This is a genomic window from Novosphingobium sp. CF614 (assembly GCF_900113255.1).
Lineage (GTDB): Bacteria > Pseudomonadota > Alphaproteobacteria > Sphingomonadales > Sphingomonadaceae > Novosphingobium.
The window spans coordinates 99,528-121,153 of the sequence record NZ_FOOR01000008.1; the positions used below are offsets into that span (position 1 = coordinate 99,528).

Sequence of the window (21,626 nt, forward strand, 5' to 3'; positions counted from 1 at the left end):
GGGAATGGCGGAAGATGCTCAAATGCTTGCCGATCTGGCCCAACACGCGCTGGCCAGCGGCGCGGAGGAATTGGCCGAGCCGCGCCTTGCCGCCTGGCTGAAAACGCATCCGAAGGACGTCACGCTGCTTCACTGGATGGCCATGCTGCGCCGCGCATTGGATCGGCGTGGCGAGGCCATCGCGGCACTCAATGAGGCCCGGCGATACGCACCGGGAAATCCGGGCGCTGCCCATGCACTGGCACACGTCTCGCTTGAAGCCGGCTATCCTGCATCGGCCTTGTTCGAGCAGGCGATCGGCCTGGCCCCCGGCAAGGCGGAAATCCGCCTGGGGCTAGCCTCGGCGCGCTTTGCCGAAGGGGAGGGGGAGCGCGGACTGACCGAACTCGACGCGATGCTGGCCGCCAACCCGGGGTGGATGGAAGGTCATCGCCGGTACGCTCAGCTTGCCGCTCTCTCCGGGCATGGCGACCGCGCATTATCGACGATCGAACGCGCGCTCGAACGCTTTCCGCAGGGGGATGCCTTGCGCAAGCTGGGCATGGATCTCCTGCTCGAAGCCGAACGGTATCCTGATGCATTGGCGGCGGCAGAGCGGGCTATCGCGATTCGCGGTGCTCTTGCGTTTTTCGTACTGCCGCGTGCGGCGGCGCTTGACGAATTGGGACGAAGCGAAGAAGCCGCCGCGCTGTTTGCCGTACTGGGGGCTCCCCAAGAGATCGGCCATGCGGTCTGGCGCGTCCGGCACTGGCTGCGCACCGGCGATTTGCGACGTGCCGTGGGGGAAGCCGAACCCTGGCTCGCGCCGCGCGGTGCGGAGGGTATGTGGCCCTACGCGGCATTGGCCTGGCGGCTCGCCGGCGATCCCCGGGCGGATTGGCTCGACGGGCGACCCGGCATTTGCAAAGTCATCGATCTCGATTCACGGCAAATCGGGCTCGATCGGCTGCGGGCTTTGCTGCAGCGGCTACATCGCGGCTCGGGCAGATTCCTGGACCAATCCGTGCGCGGCGGCACGCAGACGGAGGGCGCCCTGTTGGCGCGCATGGATCCCGAGATCGCGTGCGTGCGCGAAGTGTTGCGCCGTGAGGTCGCGCAATTCGTTTCCGCACTTCCTGCGCCAGAGGCCGCGCATCCGATGCTCTCGCAAGCTCGTGCCGCGCGTCCGCGCTTTGCCGGCAGCTGGTCGGTGCGGTTGACCGACGCCGGCTTCCATACCGCGCATCATCACCCGCAAGGCTGGGTCAGTTCGGCATTGTATCTTTCGGTTCCGGGTGGCCTTGAAGGCAAGGAAGGGCAGCTTGACCTTGGCGCGGCGCCGGCTGGGCTGGGGGTCGACCTCGAGCCGCGCCATTCGGTGGAACCGCGTGAGGGGCGGCTGGTCCTGTTCCCGTCGTGGATGTGGCATGGAACGCGGCCATTTCGTTCCGGGGAAAGGATGACGATTGCTTTCGATATCGCGCATACTTGAAGAAAGCGCCAATTCGTCATAGCCTGTGATATTACTCAAATCAGGTACTTGAGCTATGTGCTCGTGCCGCGGAGGTGCTGATGCACATTATTTCCCGTATCGTTGTTGCCGCGACCGTTCTGATCGCCTTCCCTGCCCTTGCCGAGCCTGCTTCCGAAGCTGCCACCACCGCCGTGCCGAAAGTTGATGTGGCGTCTGCCGACTCCGGGCCGGCCGAAAAGAAAGCCGATCCCATGATCTGCGAACGCGTGCAGGAGATCGGTTCGCTTCTGCGTTCGAAGAAAGTCTGCATGCTCAAGAGCCAGTGGGATGAACAGCGCCGCAGCGATCGTTCCAATATCGAGCGTTCACAAGTCCAGCGCGGGTTGCAGCCGGCAAGCTGAACCGGTCTCTTGTGGAGCCGGGAGGCCGGCGCCCATTGCGCGGACATGACGCCGGGCAAGATTTCGTCCTGACCGATTGACCTCCCCGGAAGTGCTGTTTAACCGATCGATTAAATCGGATCGCGTCCGCACGCCCGATCCGGGCGACGGGTGCGGGCGGTTCGTTCGGAAAGGAACCCAGGAATGAATCTCGATAGCAGCGTTGCCGCCGTCGTTACCGGCGGTGCCTCGGGGCTTGGCGCGGCCACTGCGCGGGCGCTGGCGGCGAAGGGGGTGCGGGTTGCGATCTTCGATCTCAATCGCGAGGCGGGCGAGGTGCTGGCCGCGGAGATCGGCGGCGTGTTCTGCGACGTGAACGTGACCGACGAGGCCAGCGTCATCGCCGGTTTCGAGAAAGCGCGCGCGGCCCATGGGCAGGAGCGGGTGCTGGTGAACTGCGCCGGCATCGCGCCTGCCGCCAAGACCGTCGGCAAGAACCGCGAGACCGGCGAGCCCAAGGCGCACGACATGGCGCTGTTCGAAAAGGCCATCGCCATCAATCTGGTCGGTACTTTCCGCTGCATCAGCAAGTCGGCGGCCGGCATGGCCACGCTCGATCCGGTGGACGCGGCGGGATCGCGCGAGGATGGATTGAGGGGCGCGATCGTCAATACCGCCTCGGTCGCCGCGCAGGACGGGCAGATCGGCCAAGCGGCCTACGCCGCCTCCAAGGGCGGCGTGCTGGCGATGACGCTGCCGGTCGCGCGCGATCTGATGAATGACGGCGTGCGGGTCAACACCATCCTGCCCGGCATTTTCGAGACGCCGATGATAGCCGGCATGCCGGAACCGGTGCAGCAGGCCTTGGCCGCGATGGTCCCGTTTCCCAAGCGCCTGGGCAAGCCCGAGGAATATGCCAGGCTCGCGCTGTTCCTGATCGAGCATGACTACATGAACGGCGAATCCGTCCGCCTCGACGGCGCCATCCGCATGGGGCCGAAGTAGCGCTTGCGCGAAAGGGCGGGACAGTGAAGAGCCGGAACATGGCGGACGCAGATCTTTCGGCCCCACCGGGCGCCCGCGCGCTGCTGCTGGACACGGCAGGCGCGATCATGCGCGAGGGTGACGTGGTCGACATCTCGCTGTCCGAACTCAGCCTGCGTTCCGGACTCAATTCGGCCCTGGTCAAGTACTACTTCGGCAACAAGGCGGGGCTGCTCAAGGCGCTGCTCGATCGGGACTGGCAGGCCATCGTCACCAGCGTCGACGCGCTGCTGGCCAAGGACGGCTGGGAGCCGGAGGCGAAGCTGCGGCGCCATTTGTGGAAGGTCGTCGATACGTTCTACGAGGTGCCCTACCTCAACCGGCTGACCATGCGCATGGTGCGCGAGAGCGACGATGCCGAGGCGCGCCGGATCGCCGACTGCTATCTCTCGCCGATCTACCGCGCCTACGAGCAGTTGATCGGTGACGGCGTGAAGGCCGGCGTGTTCCGTGAAATCGATCCACAGCTGTTCTACTTCACGGTGACCGGGGCGGTCGACCGGTTCTTCTCCGCGCGGCTGGTGCTCAAGCACTGTTTCGACCAGGACACGCTGACCGAGACCTTGCGCGATCGCTACCGCGAACACACCATCGACATCATCATGGCAGGTATCCTTGCGCGCTGAAAAGAGCACATCCTGGCACATCGGCGTGATCGGCGGATCGGGCCTTGCCGGCGGCATCGACCTGGAAGAGGCGCAGGAGATTCCGGTCTCCAGCCCGTTTGGCGATCCGTCGGGTCCGGTCGTCACCGGGCGGCTGGGCGGCGTGCGCCTTACTTTCATCGCGCGGCACGGGGCCGGGCACCGCATTCCGCCGGGCCAGGTGAACTACCGCGCTAACATCGACGTGCTCAAGCGCTGCGGCGTTACCGACGTGCTGGCGCTGAGCGCGGTCGGGTCGCTGTGCGAGGCGATGGCGCCGGGGCAGTTCGTCGCCGTCGACCAGTTCATCGATCGCACCGCCGGGCGGGCGGGCAGCTTCTTCGGACCCGGCCTGGTCGCCCACGTCAGCCTGGCCGATCCGGTCTGCGAGCGCCTTTCCGGGCTGGCGGCATCGGCGGCGCGGCTGGCCGGCGCGGAAGTTCATGCCGGCGGCTGCTATGTCGCGATCGAAGGCCCGCAATTCTCGACACGCGCCGAAAGCCGTCTGTACCGCGCCTGGGGCGCCGACGTCATCGGTATGACCGCGATGCCCGAGGCGCGGCTCGCGCGCGAAGCGGAACTGCCCTACGCGTTGCTCGGCATGGTCACCGACTACGACTGCTGGCGCGCGGAGGAGGCCGGGGTGGAAGTGTCCCACGTCCTCGAGGTCATGCACGCCAATGCGCGGATCGCGCGCGACACGCTGCACAGGCTGGCCTCCAGCCTGCCGTCCCTGCGCGCGCCGAGCCCGATCGACACGGCGCTTGAACATGCCTTCGTCACCGAGCCCGCGGCGCGCGATCCGCAGCTGGTCGCGCGGCTGGATGCGGTCGCCTGCCGCATCTTCGGCGAGCGGGACTGAAGCCGGGCGGAAGGTGCCGTCGAAGCCGCCTTCCTACTTCATCGCCACCTGGCCGGGCTGGGACAGCATCGTCTTGGCACCGTCGCCGACCAGGAAATAGGCGCCCCAGTAGTACGGGTGCGAATAGCGCCGCGTATCGATCATCTGGTTCTGCGCGATCCTTAGCGAGTTCGACATCGCGCCGGTGCGTCCGATGCCATAGAAAGTCGCCATCAGATCATCCGATTCCTTGAGTACCGGCACTGCCCAGAACGTCGCCATCACGGCGCGGGCGCGCGCGGCGATGAACGAGCGGACAAGGCCGTCCAGAGCGGGTGAAGAGTTTTCCAGGCCCGCTTTCAGTGCCGTTTGGGCGCTTGTGCCCGCCGCTGTGTCGCAGGCCGAGAGCACCACGAGGTTGGCGTCGAGTTCCAGCCTGGCCACTTCGTCGAACGACAGCAGCCCGTCCGACAGCACCTGGCCATCGGAAGCGGGAGCGGCAAGCGTCGTCAGCAGCGCGGGCGGGAGATGGAGCTTGCACTGCGGCAGGTCCACTTGCGTTTCAGGCAGGCCGTGCGTTGCGAAGTGCAGGATCTGGTAGCGGCCGAGCTCGGTCGAGGCGGGGCCGTTCAGCAGGCTTACGTCGGTAAAGGCGGCACCGGTGATTTCCGGCGGGTCGGCGACTCCAAGGGCCGTGGCCGCGACCGAAATCTCGTGCGCGCTGATCGGCTTGATCTGGCCGAGATAGCCGGCCCAGGTGGCATAAGTCACGGAGCAATCGAACGGCATCTTGCTTTGCGCGGCGGCCGGTCCCGCCGGTTCGGGCGCGGCGCTTTCGCCGATGCCGAGGAATTTCCCCGGTGCACGAGACGGAGCCACGTCGCTGCGCACGCGCAGGAAGGCGCGCGGTGAGAGTGCCACGGCAGTTTCGGTCCGGTGGGCGACGAAGCTGACCTGGCTGTAGTCCCCCTTGAGACGCTGCTTCTCATAGGTATCGGCGGACGCGGGGTCGGTCACCAGGACGGCGAACGGCAGCTGGCGCAGCTTGCCGGCGGGATTGTAGATGATCCGGCTGGCATGCGCGACCGCGTCGGCGGCGGGGCCGGTGATCGCCTGGAACAGCTGCGAGGCCTTGGTGACCTGGAACAAGCTGATGGTGCGGGTCGCCTCGTCCATGCGGGCGCTGGTCAGCACGCCATCGGCAAGGGCATCGGTCTTCGCCAGGCCGCCCGCGACTTCGTAGATCCAGGTCTGGTCCCTGGTGATGACAATGCCGAACATCGTGCTGTAGAGCTGCGACAGCTTGAGATAGGCTTCGCCGGGCATCAGCGCCGCGCGTACTTGCGCGATCGTCGCAGGCTCGTCTTCCAGCGCACCTATGCCGTTGCTGGCGATGAGCTGGCTGTTGATCGTATCGCGCTCCGCGTCGGCGGCCTGGCGTTCCTGCTCCAGCTTCTCGAACTCGGGTCCGCTCGTCACGCCAAGGCCCGAAATCTCGGTGCGCAGGCGGATGAGCTGGCGTTCGAGCAGGCCCCGGCGGCGCAGCAGGTCGGCGACGCCGGCATCGGCCGAGACGACCTTCTGCAATTGCGCGTATTCGCGCGCGATCGCCGGCTCGCCGATCATCTGCATCGCGTGGAAGTACTCTTCGTCGCGGGCCTCGGTCTGCCGCACCTTGGTGAGCAGCACGAAGTAGCGTTCGAGCGCCGCGAGCGAGACGTAGCCGGTGCCTTGCAGGTTGGGCAGCGATTGCATCGCCTGGCGGTAGTTCGCCAGAACCCTGTCCGAATCGAGCGCCGGATCGCGCGAGGCCACGCTGGCGCGTTCGAGCCGGGTCTCTACCAGCAGCGGGGCGTTCTGGAACGTGTCGCTCACCGGCTGGCCGCCCGCGAACAGGCAGCCGCCGCCTGGAAGGCCACCGCTGAGCGCGTTGATCGCGCAGTCGAAATGGGCAAGGGCCCTGCCGATGTTGCCGCGGCGCACGTCGATGCGCGCTTGCTGGCGCTCGATCACGGTGCGCAGCCAGACGATGCGTTCGGGCGTGATTCGAGTCACCAGCACGCGGCCGGCCTCGGCCGCCTTCCGCAGCGCCGCGTCGGCGGCGTCGACCTGGTTCGACCCCAGATAGGCGACGCTCAGCGCCAGATTGCGCTGGGCCTCCAGCAGCGATCTCGTCAGGAGGCTTTCGTCGCCCAGCTGGGATTGCAGGCTGTCGGCGCTGGCCGTCGCCTCCTCGTTGAGGCGGCTCAGCGTGAGGGGGTCCGCCAGGCCGCCGGCCCTGGTGTTTTCGCGGGCGAGCGCCGCGATGGCTTCGGGCCAGCGGTGCTGGTTGATGAGGTCGATCCCGCGATATGTCGCCAGCTGCTGTTCCTGCTGGTCGCCGCGCGGCAAGTTCTGCGCGGTGCGCAGCAGATCCTTCGCCACGGCGAAATGTCCTTCGGCCAGTTCGAACTGGCTGAGGTTCGATTCGGCCAGTCCGGCGGCAAGGCGCAGGTCTATGCGGGTCGAAACGTCGGCGGTGGCGAAGGCGCGAAGGGCATCGTTGAGCGTGCGCGAGGCATCGAGCAGGCGGCCGGTCTGGAGTGCCGCCACACCGTCGGCAAGCGCGGCCTCGGGCGTGATGGCCCGGCCCTCTCCCACTGCCGGAAAGGCCTGTCCCGCCGGTATCGCGGCAAGGTCTATCGATGATTTCGCGGCCGTATCGCTGTTGGGCAGCGCGGCGCCCAAGGCGAGGACCCGGAGCGCCGCCTCGAGCGCGCCGACCGAGGGATCGAGCGCGGCGCCCTGCCAGGCCACGCCCGCAAGGCTGAAGCGCACGTCCACGGCGACCTTGCCCAGCGTCGCGTCGATACAGCGCCGCACTTCGGCCGGGCCGATGCCCGCGAGATCGACCGACACCGCCGCGCCGCAATTGTCGAGCGATGTCGGCTTGTTGGCGGCGCTGAGATAACCTTGGGCATCGGCGGCGGCAATGCCCCGGCAACTTATCAAATAGGGCTGATCGGAATCGTAGCGAACCGGACCTTCGCCGGCGTTCCACAGGCGTGAAGCCGAGCAGGAATCGCCATTGGCATTGGTGCCGAGGTCAAATCGTTCGGGCGCGGAGCCCGCCGCCAGGGCAGGGCTCGCGGCGAGCATCGCAGCCAGAATCGATAGCGAGGATGCCAAGGCGAGGGTGGTCTTCAGGCCGCGCACCATGGGGATCGACTTCATGCTCATTGGCCCTCGGTCTTGTTGCAGGCGGTGTCTTCCGGCCTGCACTCGATGGTGTCGATGCCGACCGGGGAGTCGGCGATGTTGACGATCAGGCCGTCATTGCCGCGTCCGATCAGGGGACTGACGGCTATCGTCGAATCGTCGGTCGCGCTGAACAGGGCGGCCTTGCGTTCATCGTAGAAATTGAAGGCCGGCTGGGGCACGTCGGTGGAAAGGCAACCCTTCTCCGGCGCGCCGATCACGCAGCCGTTGAGGCGCGAACTGCCGCGGTTGATGCGGACCTGGTTCGGATTGCCGTCCGGGTTGAAGATCTGGACGGCATCGTTGGTCAGGACGGCGGCGGTGGTGCCGATGAAGCCGTTGACGGTGCCGAACATGGAGAAGCCGTTGGGGGTGTCCCCGCCGGTGCTTATCAGGCGCAGCGCCAGCTGCGTTGGGTCGGGCGTGCCGCCGGCCGCCGAGTTGATCGCCACACCCCGGTTGCCGGTCGGAAGGGTGTTCTGGAACAACGCGAAGTTTTGGTAGGCGACGGTCACTTGCCGGGCGGTGAGGAAGGTATCGACGGTTTGCGCGGCCGGATCGAAATAGAGCAGCGACGCGCGATCGCCCACGATCTGGGCGATCTCCTGGTCGGTCTTGGTGAGATAGAGATCCACCATCGCGCCGGTGCCGAACAGGATCTTCTGGCCGCGCAGTTCGATGATGGCCGAACCGGCAAGGATTTGCGGCTTGTCGTGCTGGTCGATGCGGGCGGTGATGATCTGCGCGAGATTCTCGGCGGCGGCATCGTCTCCGAGGTCGTCCAGCGTTCCGCCGATCTGCACGGTGCGGGCGGCGGCGGTGTCGGCCACGGTCATCGGGCCGGTGAATTCGACATTGCCCGTGCTCAGGAACCGGACGTCATGCGAACCCGTATCGGCCCCGATCGTCATGGTCGCCAGTTCGAGGTCGCGGCTGCCGGAGTCGATGACGACCGAGCCGGCATCGAGGCGGGCGAGTTCGCCATTGTCGACGGAGAAGGCGGCGACATTGGTCTTCGGGTTGTTCCCGACCACCGTCGGCATGCCGCCGTTGTTGCGCAGCGTGATGCTTCCGGTGTCGCTGGCGACAAGGGCGCCGTTGATGGTCACGTCCTTCGCCTCGACGGTGATGCTTGCGCCGCTGCCATTCGCCGTGGCGGCGGCGAGCGTTGCGTTCTGGGCCGCCGTCAGCAGAATGTTCCCGGCCGTGGTGGTCAGCGCGGTGGTCGAAGCGATCGTCCCGCCCGCGTCGATATCGATCAGAGTGCCGGCCTGGCCGGTCCCGACCGAGGCGTTGCCGCCCGCATCGACCTTGAGAATGCCGCCGGCGGTCGCCGTGGCCAGCGCGGCGTTGCGGCCCGCCGAGGCGTTGATGTCGGTGCCCGCCGTCGTGGTGGCGAGTGCAACATCGCGTCCGGCGGTGGCATTGACAGTGCCGCCGGCCGAACCGGAGCCGATCAGCACGTCGTTGCCGGCATCGGCACCGAGATCGGTCCCCGCCGAAGCCGCACCAAGGGCGACGTCGCCTGCCGCCTTCGCATTGACGGCGAGCCCTGCGGTGATCGAGTTGCCGCTGATCGAGCCCGAGGTCGAAGTCAGGTCGGCGTTGCCGCCGCCCGCCGTGACGGCGGCGAGGGTGACATTGCCCGCCGCATCGAGCCGCACGTCGCCTGCGGTGGTGGCCAGCGAAGTCGCCGAGGTGATCGTGCTGCCGGCATCGATATCGATCAGCGAACCTGCCGCGCCCGTACCGATCGCGGCATCGCCCGTCGCATCGACGTTGAGGATCCCGCCGGCGGTCGCCGTGGTCAGCGCGGCGTTGCGGCCGGCATTTGCGTTGATGTCGGTGCCGGCGGTCGCGGAGGTGAAGATGGCGTCGCGCCCGGCGGCGGCATTGATGATTCCGCCGGCCGAGCCTGCGCCGACCAGCACGTCGTTGCCGGCGTCGACGTTCAGCACCGTGCCCGCCGAAGCGGAGCCAAGCGCCACGTCGCCTGCCGCCGTCGTATCGACGGCAAGGCCTGCCGTGACCGAATTGCCGCCGATCGAGCCCGAGGCCGAAGTGAGCTTGGCGTTGCCGCCGCCCGCCGTGACGGCGCCCACGGTGATGTCGTCCACGGCATCGAGCAGCACGTCGCCCGCCGTGGTGGCCAGCGAAGTCGCCGAGGTGATCGTGCCGCCCGCGCTGACATCGATCAGCGATCCGGCCGCGCCGGTGCCGACGGAAGCGTTGCGTACCGCATCGACCTTGAGAGTGTCGCCAGCCGTCGCCGTCGCGAGCGAAGCGTCATGGCCCGCGCTGGCGTTGATCGTGCCGCCCGCGGAACCCGTGCCGACCTGCACGTCATTGCCTGCATTGAGCGTGAGGTCGGTCCCCGCCGACGCCGAACCGAACGCCACGTTCCCCGGCGCATTCGCGTTGACGGCAAGGGCCGCCTGTACCGCGCTGCCGCTGATCGAACCGGTTGTCGAAGTCAGGTTGGCATTGCCGCCGCCGGCGACGATTGAGCCAACGGTTATGTTTCCCGCCGCATCGAGCAGCACGTCGCCCGCCGTCGTCGTGAGTGATGTGGCGGAGGTGATGGCGCCGCCCGCGTCGATATCGATCAGCGTGGCGGCAGCGCCAGTGCCGACAGCCGCGTTGCCCGATGCACTGACCTTGAGCACACCGCCGGCCGCTGCGCTGGTCAGCGCCGCGTCGGTTGCCGCCGCGACATCGACGTCGATGCCGGCATTGATATCGCCGCCGGTGACCGAACCAGCGGTCGAGGTCAGGGTGGCATTGCCGCCACCAGCCGTCACGGCCGCGACGGTGATATTACCCGCTGCATCGAGCAGCACGTCTCCGGCCGTGGTCGTAAGCGAGGTCGCCGAGGTAATGGCGCCGCCCGCATCGACATCGATCAGCGAACCGGCTTGGCCGGTGCCGACAGCGGCATTGCCGCCGGCATCGACATTGAGAATGCCCCCGGCGGTTGCTGCCGTGAACGCCGCGTTGCGACCGGCGTTGGCGTTGATGTCCATGCCGGCCGTTCCGGAGGTGAAGGCAATGTCGCGTCCCGCGATGGCGTTTATCGTTCCCCCCGCCGTGCCGATGCCGACCAACAGGTCGTTGCCGGCGTTCGCATTGAAATTGGTCCCCGCCGAGGCGGAGCCGAGCGTCACGTCGCCCGGCGCGGCGGCATTGACGGCAAGGTCCGCCTGGACCGCGCTGCCGCTGATCGAACTGGTCGTCGAAGTCAGGTTGGCATTGCCGCCGCCGGCGGTGATCGAGCCAACGGTTATGTTCCCCGCCGCATCGAGCAGCACGTCGCCCGCCGTCGTCGTGAGCGAGGTCGCGGAGGTGATCGTGCCGCCCGCGTCGATGTCGATCAGCGTGGCGGCGGCGCCGGTGCCGACCGAGGCATTGTTGCCCGCGTCGACATCGAGCACGCCGCCGGCCGTTGCGCTGGTCAGGGCCGCGTCGGTAGCGGCCAGGACATTGACGTCGATCCCGGCACCGACATTGGCGCCAGTGACCGAACCGGCGGTCGAAGTGAGGTTGGCGTTGCCGCCGCCTGCCGTGACGGTGCCGACAGTGATGTTGCCCACCGCATCGAGCAGCACGTCGCCCGCCGTCGTCGTGAGCGAGGTGGCCGAGGTGATGGCCCCGCCCGCGTCGATATCGATCAGCGTGGCGGCAGCGCCGGTGCCGACCGAGGCATTGTTGCCTGCGTCGACATCGAGCAGGCCGCCGGCCGTGGCGCTGGCCAGGGCCGCGTCGGTAGCGGCCCAGACATTGACGTTGATCCCGGCACTGACATTGCCGCCGGTGACCGAACCGGCGGCCGAAGTGAGGTTGGCGTTGCCGCCGCCGGCGGTGATCGAGTCAACGGTTATGTTGCCCACCGCATCGAGCAGCACGTTACCCGCCGTGGTCGTCAGCGAGGTCGCGGAGGTGATCGTGCCGCCCGCGGCGATGTCGATCAGCGTGGCGGCGGTGCCAGTGCCGACCGAGGCATTGTTGCCGACACCGACATTGAGCGCGCCGCCGGCGGTCGCCGTGGCCAATGTGACATTGGTTGCGGCAGTGGCGTTCACGTCGAGATCGGCGGAGACGTTCGTGCCGTTGATCGCGCCGGCAGTCGCGGTGAGGTTGGCGTTGCCGCCCCCCGCCGCAACAGCGTTGAACGAAATCGCGTTATTGGCGTCGAGCACCACGTTGCCGCCGCTGGTCGTCAGCGAGGTGGCTGAATTGATCGATTCGCCCGCGCTGATATCGATCACGGTGCCGGCGATCCCGATGTCGACCCGCGCATTGCCGGTCGCATCGATATCGAGGGTGCCGCCGGTCGCCGTGGCGCTGGCGAAATTGATATCGACGGCGGCGCCGGCAAGGATGTCGTCGCTGGCGGTCAGGCTGGCGGCGTTCACCGAGCCGAAGCCCAGGAGCGAGATCGAGCCGTTCGCGGCTGTCACCGTGGCGAGGTCGATGTCGCCGTTGGTGAAGATATCAACGTTGCCCGGTCCGTCGTTGGCCAATGTGCCGGTTGAAGTCACGCCCGCGCCGGCGGACATGAGCCGCAGCGTCGATCCCACCAGCGCCGGGTCTTCCGCGCCGGCCAGGCTTACCGCGCCGGCGATGCCCGGCGTCGCGCCGAATGTGACGGCGCTGGTATCGGCGCCGGTTCCCAGGATCGTGCCGTTCGTCAGCGAGATATCGCCGTTCGCGAGGGCGTCTATGTCGTCTCCGGCGGTGGCGTCGGTCACGGCGATCGTGCCCACCGCGCGGATGGCGATGTCGGTGCCGGCGATCAGCGCGCCTGTCTGCGTCGAGCGGCCGGAGGACAGGCCGATCGAGCCCGCGACCGGTGCATTGGGCGGATCGGTGAGTGCGGTGGAGGCGCTGTCCAGGGCAATGTCCCGGCCCGCCGAGACCAGGATGTCTCCGCGATTGGTGGCGAGCGCGCCGGTCGTCACGTCGCTGGCCACGCCGCCTGCCAGGATCGTCAGCGCCGCGCCGGAGTTCTGGATGTCGATGTCGCCGGTCGTCACCGAGGCCGCGGTGGAATTGATCGTCAGGGCATTGGCGATCGTCAGGTTGCCGGTGGTGATCGCGCCGGTCGAGGTCAGGGCCGTATTGCCGAAGGTGAACAGGTTGGCGGCGGTGACGTCGCCCAGTGTGATCGCCGGCGAACTGGTCACGACGACATCGCCCGTGCCGGCGTCCACCGTAGTGGCGGATGCGAAATTCACTTCCCCGGCGTCGGCCTGCAAGGTCGCGTCGGCGCCGCCGCCCGATTGCAGGGTGAGGGTGCCGAGGCCGGTCACGTCGCCCGTGACGGCGTGTGCCGTCACTGCCCGGCCCGCGCTCTGGGTGAAGGTCTGGCCTACGTCCCCCAGCGTGACGCTGGAGCCTTGAGTAAGGTAGTCCCGGCCCGCCAGGGCATCGGCGCCGACGGTCATGGTGCCTCCGGCGCCAAGGTCGATGTCGCGCCCGGCGGTGAGCGTGTCGGTGAACGAGGCATTGCCGCCGACGAGGGCGAGGATGTCCTGCCCGGTGGCCGTCACCGCGCCGGTGACTTGCGCATTGCCGCTCACCGTCAGCGAGACATCGGTGCCGGCGGTCAGATCCCCGCCCAGGGTCGCGTCGTCCCCGGTGGTGACGGTGATGGCGTTGTCCGCGTCGATCGCGCCGGTGAGGTTGGCGAGGCCGGTCGTCGTAATCAGGACGTTACCGGTAGCGTCGAAGGCGCTCGCCCCGGTCAGGTCGGCCGCCGAATTGACCACGATGTCGGCAGCGATGCCGGCGGCGGTGAGATTGCCGTCCGTGACGATCGAAGGCGCCGCGTTCAAGCCGTTGTTGATGGTGATCGTGTCGGCGCCGTGGCTGGTGCTCGCGGTGGCGAGGGTCACGGTGCCGCCGTTGGCGGTGGCGGTGAGGGTCGCGGCGGCATCGACATTGAGCAGGGCCGCCGTCAGATTGGCCTGAAGCCCGCCCGCGACGATGACCGATTGTCCCGTCAGGTCATCGTTGACAGTGACCGCGCCGCCAAGCGCGGTGCCGGCGTTGACGGTGAAGCTGAGCGGGTTGCCGAGGCCCGAACCGAAGGTGACGTCGGTCCCGGCGATGAGGACGATCGAACCGTCGGCGGTGGTCAGCGCGCTGTCGGCCGTGATGTTCTGGCCGACCGCGACGATCGAGCCGGAGACGTTGAGACCGGCGCTGCCGAGGACGATCGGGCTCGTGCTGGTTCCGGAGAAGCCGAAGGGCGTGGACGTCGCGGCCCCGGCGACCGCGAAGTTGGCGCGGAACGTGGCATCGACGGTATCCGTGAAATCGAGCGTCGAGAGCATCAGGCTCCCGCCGCTGTAGGTGGCATTCGATCCGAAAGTGATGCCTTCCTGATTGATGAGCCATACGCTGATCGAATTGCCGCCGCCGAGGCTGGCGACGATCGAACCGTCGATCTGCGAGGCGCCGCCGCCGGTCAGCACGCGGTTGACCGCGACCAGGCCGGTCAGCGAGGTGTCGTCGGTGGTATAGGTAACGGTCCGGCCGGCGCTGATGTTGTAGGACGCGAAATCGATGATCCGGCTGGCATCGTTGAGATCGATGGTCATGTTGGGCCCGGCGACCGAGATGTCGGCGCCATTGGCGGCGGCGGGAAGCGGGGGGTTGCCCGGCAACTCGGGCAGGTTCTGGGCAAGCGCGGGCGACGCAAGGAGAACCGAGCCGACCAGCGCGCTGGAAGCGAGCAGGCCCAGCCTGCGGTTGCGACGGGCAGGGCGAGCGAACCTGGAACGGCCCGTGCTACGAATGTCGGCAGTCATCGTACCTCTCCCCATCAGAACAGCTTGGCCGTGAGCGAGATCAGGAGGCGATCCGCGGGCTTCTTGGCATCGGTACTGAGCACTTTGTCGAGCGGGTGCGCATAAGTCAGGTCGATCACCAGGCGCTGCGGCAGGATGAAGCGCAGCCCGCCGCCGACCGAGCGCAGCGTGCGCTTGGGCTCGTTGGTGCCGGGATCGAGGTTTTCCAGATGGACCCAGTCGTAGAAGCCGCTGGCCTGCACGCTGAAGTTGGCGATCGGCAGCTTGATGCGTGGCTCGATCGTGAAACCGTAGGCGCGGTCGCCGCCGTTCGCGCCGGGATCGTAGCCGCGCCCGCGCGTATAGTTGCCGACGGAGAATTCCTCCAGGTTGAGCAGCGGATCGTTCGCCCACTGCCCGAAACCGCCAAGATCGAGCTCGAACATTGGATGCGGCTTGATCGCGAGGTCCAGGTTGCCCTTCACCACGGTCGCGGTCGGGTTGCCGAACAGGCGGCTGGGAGCGGCCTGGCCGCTGATGAGACCCTCCTTGGTGGCGCCGAAAATGTCGAGGCCCTTGCGCAGTTCGAGCGATCCGGCGGCGCGGACGAGTTCGCTGTTGCCGTCCAGGAAGCTCAGGTCGTAGTCGATGCGCGCATAGAGCACGCGCAGCTTGTCGGACGTGAAGGGCAGCGTGGTGTCGCTGGCGTGGATGTCCGACTTCTGGTCGAGGAATTCGAAGCCGGTGGTCGCCGAGATCGTCTGGCGCACGGTGCGCCTGATCGGCATGGTCAGGTCGAGGCCGGCGATGGTCGAGCGCGAGCGCAGATCGAGATTCTCGATATCGGGCCGCGACCAGGCAAGGCTTCCGCGCAGGCCCATGCGCAGCCCGTTGTCGGCAAGCGTGAAGTCATGGCCGGCCTGGAGGACGCGCACTTCCTTCCAGTCGAACGCGTTCGAGAAGGCGAGATACGTGCGATCGGCCATCCCGGTCAGGCCATAAGCCTCGCCGCGAACCGAGCCGATCCAGCGGCCGAGTTCATGGGAGCCGTAGTTCTGGACGTTGGCCAGCAGGGCGAAGCGCCGCGTTTCGACGGTGAGGGTGCCGATCACGTCGCCCGGCGTGCCGTTCGCGGCGCTGAGGGCAAGCTGTACGTCAAGGCCGGGGGTGTCCCCGGTCAGCAGCAGGATGCGCTCGGCATCGTGGCGGTTGAGCGGTTCGAGCGCCCGGATCTGGGCGACACGTTCTTCCAGCAGCGAGCGAAACGGCCCCGGATCGCCGACGATGCGCACTTCGACGATGCGGGCGGTGACGACCTGGACGTGCAGCACGCCATTGCTGATCTGCTGCCCCGGAATCTGGGCAAGGGCGACGTAGCCCGCTTCGCCCAGGCGCGCGTTGATGCGGTCTCGCACCTGGCAGACGACGGCGATCGGCTGCTCGCCGTGCAGATCGGCATCGACACCCGCCAGCAGGCTCTGCAATTCCGGCGCCAGCGCGCTGCCGTCCGGCTTTTCCAGCGAGAGCGAGGTCAGGTTCACGCGGACATCGGACTGTTCCAGGGCGCAGGGGGGATGCGCCATCGCCTTGCTGGTATCGATCCGCGCGCGTGACGGTTCGGGACGCTGGTTCTCAGGGAGGTTCTGCTCGATCTGGCCACGGGTCGGCAGATCGGGCGGGGGAGGAGGGGTTTCCTGGGCCAGGGCCGCACCGCCAGTGCACATGCTGGCAGCCGCCAGAATCGACTTGCCCCAACCGTTCCTCATTAACCCCTCCCTCCGCCAGGGCGGAATCGTAACCAGCACATTTGTGTGATTGCGCTGGCCCCCCGCGTTTATTCGAAGATTCTTTAAGCGAGTCAACTGAGTTAACCTGTCATACTGCAATGCGACAAGAACTCCGGCATCTATTCCATCATCAATGTCAGGCCTGTATTTTCCCATTTATATCAAATCACATTGATCGGAATTCTTGTTTCCCTTCCCTTCGTCATTGCGAGCTGCCGAAGGCGGCGAGGGGGGAGATGAGTCTCGCTTCAAGAGATTTGTGTGGCTCGGCCGTCGGTCGACGGGTCCTCATGGGCGGGAGGCGGCCGGGACAAGGCAGCGGCAGGACAGTGGCAGGGCAGCGGCAGGGCATGGCGCGGCGCCGGTTTCGCGGCTATGGGGCCCCATGCTCCGCCTGACCGACCTTGCATTGCCGCTCGACCACACGCCTGCCGACCTCGAGCGGGCGGTCTGCGAAAGGCTGGGGATAGCCGCCGGCGATCTCCATCGGCTGGCGGTGGCGCGGCGCGGAAACGATGCACGCCGCAAGAGCGCGATCAAGCTGGTCTATTCGCTCGACGTGCTGGTCCGCGACGAGGCGGACGTGCTGGCGCGTTTCGCCGGCGATCCGCACGTGCGGTCCACGCCTGATACCAGCTACAAGTTCGTCACCCGCGCGCCGGAAGGCTATGAAGGCCCGCGTCCGGTGGTGATCGGTGCCGGTCCCTGCGGCCTGCTCGCCGCGCTGGTGCTGGCGCAGATGGGGTTCAAGCCGATCATCGTCGAACGCGGCAAGGCCGTGCGCGAGCGGACCAAGGATACCTGGGGCCTGTGGCGCCGCTCGGTGCTCAATCCCGAAAGCAACGTGCAGTTCGGTGAGGGCGGGGCGGGGACCTTTTCCGACGGCAAGCTCTACAGCCGCATCAAGGACCCGCGCCACCTGGGGCGCAAGGTGCTCACGGAATTCGTCAAGGCCGGCGCGCCGGACGATATCCTGACCGAGGCGCACCCGCACATCGGCACTTTCCGCCTCGTCACCATGGTCATCTCGATGCGCGAGACGATCGAGCGGCTTGGCGGCGAATACCGTTTTGGCACGCGCGTCGAGGATTTCGAGATCGAGACAGGCGAGGACGGCGAGCGCCGGCTAAGGGGGCTGCATCTTTCGACCGGCGAATTCCTGGCCGCCAGCCATGTCATCATGGCGGTCGGCCATTCGGCGCGGGATACCTTCCAGGTGCTGTACGATCGGAACGTCCACATCGAGGCCAAGCCCTTCGCCATCGGCGTGCGCATCGAACACCCGCAAAGCTGGATCGACAAGGCGCGATACGGCGCCAGCGCGGGAAATGGCATCCTGGGCGCGGCGGCCTATTCGCTCTCGCACAAATGCGGCAACGGCCGGGTGGTCTATTCGTTCTGCATGTGCCCGGGCGGGCGCGTGGTGGCCGCTGCCTCGGAAGAAGGGCGCGTCGTCACCAATGGCATGAGCCAGTATTCGCGCGCCGAATTCAATGCCAATTCCGGCCTCGTGGTCGATATCACGCCGGAACGGGACTACCCCGGACACCCGCTCGCCGGCATCGCCTTTCAGCGCAAGTTCGAGGAGCTGGCCTACCGGGCGGGCGGATCGAACTACAAGGCGCCGGGGCAGAAGCTGGGCGATTTCCTGGCGGACCGACCCTCCAGCGAATTCGGCGAGGTGATCCCGAGCTATCAGCCCGGCGTGCATCTTACCGATCTCAGGCAGTGCCTGCCCGATTTCGTTGTCGAGGCGATCCGCGAGGCACTCCCCGCGTTCGGGCGGCAGGTTCCTGGCTACGATCACCCCGACGTGGTCATGACCGGTGTCGAGACGCGCACGTCATCGCCGGTTCGCATCACGCGCGGCCGCGATTTTCAGAGCCTCAACACGCGGGGGCTCTATCCGGCCGGGGAAGGCGCGGGCTATGCCGGCGGTATCCTGTCCGCCGCCGTCGACGGCATCCGCGTGGCCGAGGCGCTGGCGCTGGAACTCGTGCCGGCGTGACCCACCGTTCCGCGACCGCCCACGGGGATCGCCCGCCATTCCGGCGAACGCCGGGATCGGGACGGCGCGCATGACGCCGCCCGCCGAATACGACGCCGTGATCCTGGGCGCGGGCGCGGCCGGCCTGTTTTGCGCGGCGACCGTCGGACAGCGAGGCGGGCGGGTGCTGCTGCTCGATCATGCCGGCGAACCCGGCAAGAAGATCCTGATCTCGGGCGGCGGGCGCTGCAATTTCACCAACGTGCACACGGCGCCCGATCGGTATCTTTCGGCGAACCCGCACTTCGCCAAATCGGCGCTCAGCCGGTACACGCCCACCGATTTCCTCGCGCTGGTGGAAAGCCACGGCATCGCCTGGCACGAGAAGACGCTGGGCCAGCTGTTCTGCAACGACAGCGCCAGGCAGATCGTGGCGATGCTGCTGGAAGAGTGCGCGAAGGGCGGCGTTGAACTGCATTGTGGCGAGGCGGTCCGCGCGGTGGAGCATGCCGACGGACGCTACCGCGTCGCGTTCGGCGAGCGCATGGTGCGGACGCCCGCCCTCGTCGTCGCCACGGGTGGCCCCTCGATCCCGAAGATGGGCGCGACCGGCTTTGCCTATGACCTTGCCCGCCAGTTCGGTCTCAAGGTGGTGCAGCCGCGCCCGGCATTGGTGCCCCTGACCCTGCCCGGCGAGGAGGCCCTGTTTCGGGAGCTCGCCGGCGTCTCCACCGAAGTGATCGCGCGATGCGGCGGGGCCGCTTTCCGCGAGGCGGCGCTGTTCACCCATCGCGGCCTGTCCGGCCCGGCGATCCTGCAGGCCTCCAGCTACTGGCGGCGCGGGCAGACCGTGACGACGCAGTTTCTGCCCGGTCGCGAGGAAGGGTGGCTCCGGGGCGCGAAGCGGGAAAGGCCGCGCAGTACCTTGCGCAAGGTCCTTGCCGAAGGCCTGCCCGATCGCCTTGCCGAAGCCCTGTGCGAGCGGCTGGGCCTTTCGGGGGACCTCGGCAACTTGGCTGACAAGGCGCTGGAGAAGGTGGAGCAGAAGCTGGCGCGCTGGCCGTTCGTGCCCGACGGCTCAGAGGGTTTCGCCAAGGCCGAAGTCACCGCCGGGGGCATCGATACCGGCGGGCTTTCCTCCAAGACCATGGAAGCGCGCAACGTGCCGGGCCTCTACCTGATCGGCGAGGCGGTGGACGTCACCGGCTGGCTGGGCGGCTACAACTTCCAATGGGCCTGGGCGAGCGCCCGCGCGGCCGGGCTGGCGATCCCGTTCAAACCGAGTCTCCAGGACTGAGACTCGTCTTCTCCCTTCAGCGCCTCGCGGGCGACGAAGGAAAGGTAAGCAAGGGTTCCGCGCGATGAGACCTGGTATCAGTCCCGGTACAACCCCGGATAGGCCTTCCTGAACGCCGCCAGCTTGGGCATGTCGTAGCGCTGGATGTAGGAAGCCTGCGGGTTCCGGCGCATGTAGTCCTGATGATAGCTCTCGGCCGGATAGAAGCCGCCGCTTTCCAGCCTGGTGGCGATCGGTCCGGCGAAGACCCTGGCCTTGTCCAGCCGCGCGATGTAGGCCGCCGCCGCCGCGCGCTGGGCGGCGTTCTGCGGAAAGATCGCCGAGCGATAGCTGGGGCCGGTATCCGGGAACTGCCTGTCTACCTGGGTCGGATCGTGCGCGACCGCGAAGTAGATTTCCAGCAGCGTGCCGTAGCTGACCTTTGCCGGATCATAGACGATCCGCACCGCCTCGGCATGACCGGTTGTTTCGGTGGAGACCTTGGCGTAGCTGGCGGAGGCCTTCGTTCCTCCGGCATAGCCCGAGGTGACGGACTTCACGCCTTTCACGTGCTCGAACAGGCCTTCCATGCCCCAGAAGCAGCCGCCCGCCAGCACCGCCACCTGATCCCCGGTGGCCGCCGCCTGTTCCGCCGGCGGGCCGGGGAAACGCGCGGGAACCGCAGGCTTGCCGGCGGACAGTGCGCCGCCGCCAACGACGAGCGCGACGGCGCACGCCGCGCCGAGGGCAAGGAGGGCAATCGGGCGGATCATCATGGCAGGCTCTCCGGCTTTTCTTGCCTGCGGTTTTCGGCCAGGACCGCGGGAAGGTTACACCTTCGAGCCCGGAGAGTCATCAGGATCGCCTCCCGCGCGGGCCCTGCGCGCGGGTGCGGGCTCAGCGGGGCCGGGTGGTTCCCCGCACGATGAGTTGCGGGGGCATCACCAGGCTTTCGGCCGGCTCGCCTTCGATCCGCGCCTTGAGCCTTTCGATCATGGCCTTGGCGCCGATGGCGATTTCCTGGCGGACGGTGGTGAGGGGCGGGATCGTCAGCGCCGCCAGCGGAAGGTCGCCGAAGCCGACCACCTGGACATCCTCCGGCACGCGGCGCCCGTGCTCGTGGAGGCGGTAGAGCACGTTTATCGCGATCAGGTCCGAAGCGGCGACGATGCCGTCGATATCGTGATCGCATTCGGCCATGGCCGCCTTGATCTGCGGGCCCATTCGATCGCTGGCGAGATCGATGGGGACATGGATCAGGGGAATGCCGGCTTCCGCGGCGGCGGCGGCCGCGCCCATGTGGCGCTCGTCGATCTCGATGCCGGTGGTATCGCCCAGGAAAGCCAGCTTGCGGGCTCCCGAGGCGATCAGGTGCCCTGCCGCGACGCGTCCGCCGGCGATGTTGTTGGTCCCCACGGCGCAGTGGTTCTGACCTTCCCGGAAGGTGCCCCAGGCGACAATCGGCCGATAGCCGGCGGAAACCGCCTCGACCACGCCGAACTGGTCGGACTGGCCGATCAGCAGGACGCCATCGACCATGCCGGAACTTGTCATGCGTTCCAGCCAGTCGCTGGTCCCGTCCGGGATCGCGCGGCTGAGCATGACGTCATACCCGCTTTCGGCCAGCTCGTCGGCCAGGCAGCCGAGCAGCGTGAGAAAGAACGGATCGGAAATCTGCTGGCGCTCTTCCTGGGCCAGCGGAACGACCACGCCGATGACACCGGTCCGCCGCGAACGCAGCTTGCTTGCCATCTGGTTGGGGCGAAAGCCGTGCCGCCGGGCAAGGGCCTGGATTCGTTCGCGCGTCTCGGTGTTCACCAGCGCCTTGCCGGCAAGCGCGCGCGAGACGGTGCCCGCCGAAACGCCGGCCAGGCGTGCCAGGTCCGCCAGCGTGCGCACCTCCACATCCGCTCCGGAACTATCCGGAACGTGGTTTTCCTGAGTGTCGCCCGCCGTCCCTGTCACCATCGGCGATGCTCTTAACATATTGAAACGCTGGGCGGAAGTTACTTGTATTGTTAGTTGCCGAATTGTTCGGCATCGCAGCATGCATCGCCAAGAGGGGCTGCGAGCCTATCCACTGCAAGCGCGCCCCGCGGCTTCGTTCCAACCCGCCGAACGGCTGGCGGATCATGTATTTGCAGCGGCCGGCATTGCTGGTGGTTATGCTAATATTGCGGAGACGG

12 protein-coding genes are annotated in these 21,626 nt (G+C 67.4%); 7 read left to right on the plus strand and 5 right to left on the minus strand.

Annotated features, from left to right (window positions below; genetic code table 11):
- Positions 1–22 precede the first annotated feature (22 nt).
- The 5 genes from BM052_RS11280 to BM052_RS11300 all read left to right on the plus strand — a co-directional run bounded on the left by BM052_RS11280 (position 23) and on the right by BM052_RS11300 (position 4,383).
- Positions 23–1,471 carry a putative 2OG-Fe(II) oxygenase gene (locus BM052_RS11280; RefSeq protein WP_177198437.1) on the plus strand — a complete coding sequence of 483 codons (1,449 nt, stop codon included), beginning with the start codon at positions 23–25 and terminating at the stop codon, positions 1,469–1,471.
- An 80-nt stretch (positions 1,472–1,551) separates the two neighbouring features.
- Positions 1,552–1,854, plus strand: coding sequence for a hypothetical protein (locus BM052_RS11285; RefSeq protein ID WP_143084817.1), 303 nt, complete (start codon positions 1,552–1,554; stop codon positions 1,852–1,854).
- A 183-nt stretch (positions 1,855–2,037) separates the two neighbouring features.
- On the plus strand, positions 2,038–2,838 hold the full coding sequence (locus BM052_RS11290; protein WP_091146759.1) for an SDR family oxidoreductase: 801 nt from the start codon (positions 2,038–2,040) through the stop codon (positions 2,836–2,838).
- 38 nt (positions 2,839–2,876) lie between these two features.
- Positions 2,877–3,503 carry a TetR family transcriptional regulator gene (locus BM052_RS11295; protein ID WP_091146762.1) on the plus strand — a complete coding sequence of 209 codons (627 nt, stop codon included), beginning with the start codon at positions 2,877–2,879 and terminating at the stop codon, positions 3,501–3,503.
- Positions 3,493–4,383 (plus strand): phosphorylase family protein, encoded by an 891-nt coding sequence (locus tag BM052_RS11300; protein ID WP_091146765.1) that lies wholly within the window; start codon positions 3,493–3,495, stop codon positions 4,381–4,383. Before BM052_RS11295 ends, BM052_RS11300 begins: the two co-directional genes overlap by 11 nt.
- A gap of 33 nt (positions 4,384–4,416) precedes the next feature.
- Here the strand turns inward: BM052_RS11300 and BM052_RS11305 are convergent, their stop codons facing one another.
- The 3 genes from BM052_RS11305 to BM052_RS11315 are packed head-to-tail and all read right to left on the minus strand — an operon-like array spanning position 4,417 to position 16,156.
- On the minus strand, positions 4,417–7,575 hold the full coding sequence (locus tag BM052_RS11305) for a CHAT domain-containing protein (protein WP_177198438.1): 3,159 nt from the start codon (positions 7,573–7,575) through the stop codon (positions 4,417–4,419).
- Positions 7,576–7,577: 2 nt separating this feature from the next.
- Positions 7,578–14,411, minus strand: a complete 6,834-nt coding sequence (locus BM052_RS11310; protein ID WP_091146769.1) for an S-layer family protein — start codon at positions 14,409–14,411, stop codon at positions 7,578–7,580.
- Between the two features lie 14 nt (positions 14,412–14,425).
- A complete protein-coding gene (locus tag BM052_RS11315) occupies positions 14,426–16,156 on the minus strand; it encodes a ShlB/FhaC/HecB family hemolysin secretion/activation protein (RefSeq protein WP_091146770.1) in 1,731 nt (576 codons plus the stop codon).
- A gap of 406 nt (positions 16,157–16,562) precedes the next feature.
- Between BM052_RS11315 and BM052_RS11320 the strand changes: the two genes are divergently transcribed.
- Both BM052_RS11320 and BM052_RS11325 read left to right on the plus strand, forming a co-directional pair.
- A complete protein-coding gene (locus tag BM052_RS11320) occupies positions 16,563–18,185 on the plus strand; it encodes an NAD(P)/FAD-dependent oxidoreductase (RefSeq protein ID WP_091146773.1) in 1,623 nt (540 codons plus the stop codon).
- 70 nt (positions 18,186–18,255) lie between these two features.
- Positions 18,256–19,461 (plus strand): BaiN/RdsA family NAD(P)/FAD-dependent oxidoreductase, encoded by a 1,206-nt coding sequence (locus BM052_RS11325; protein WP_091146775.1) that lies wholly within the window; start codon positions 18,256–18,258, stop codon positions 19,459–19,461.
- Between the two features lie 77 nt (positions 19,462–19,538).
- On the opposite strand, the gene msrA is transcribed toward BM052_RS11325, so the two are convergent.
- Positions 19,539–20,216 carry a peptide-methionine (S)-S-oxide reductase MsrA gene (gene msrA, locus BM052_RS11330; protein WP_091146777.1) on the minus strand — a complete coding sequence of 226 codons (678 nt, stop codon included), beginning with the start codon at positions 20,214–20,216 and terminating at the stop codon, positions 19,539–19,541.
- Between the two features lie 121 nt (positions 20,217–20,337).
- Positions 20,338–21,408, minus strand: a complete 1,071-nt coding sequence (locus tag BM052_RS11335) for a LacI family DNA-binding transcriptional regulator (protein ID WP_091146779.1) — start codon at positions 21,406–21,408, stop codon at positions 20,338–20,340.
- Positions 21,409–21,626 lie beyond the last annotated feature (218 nt).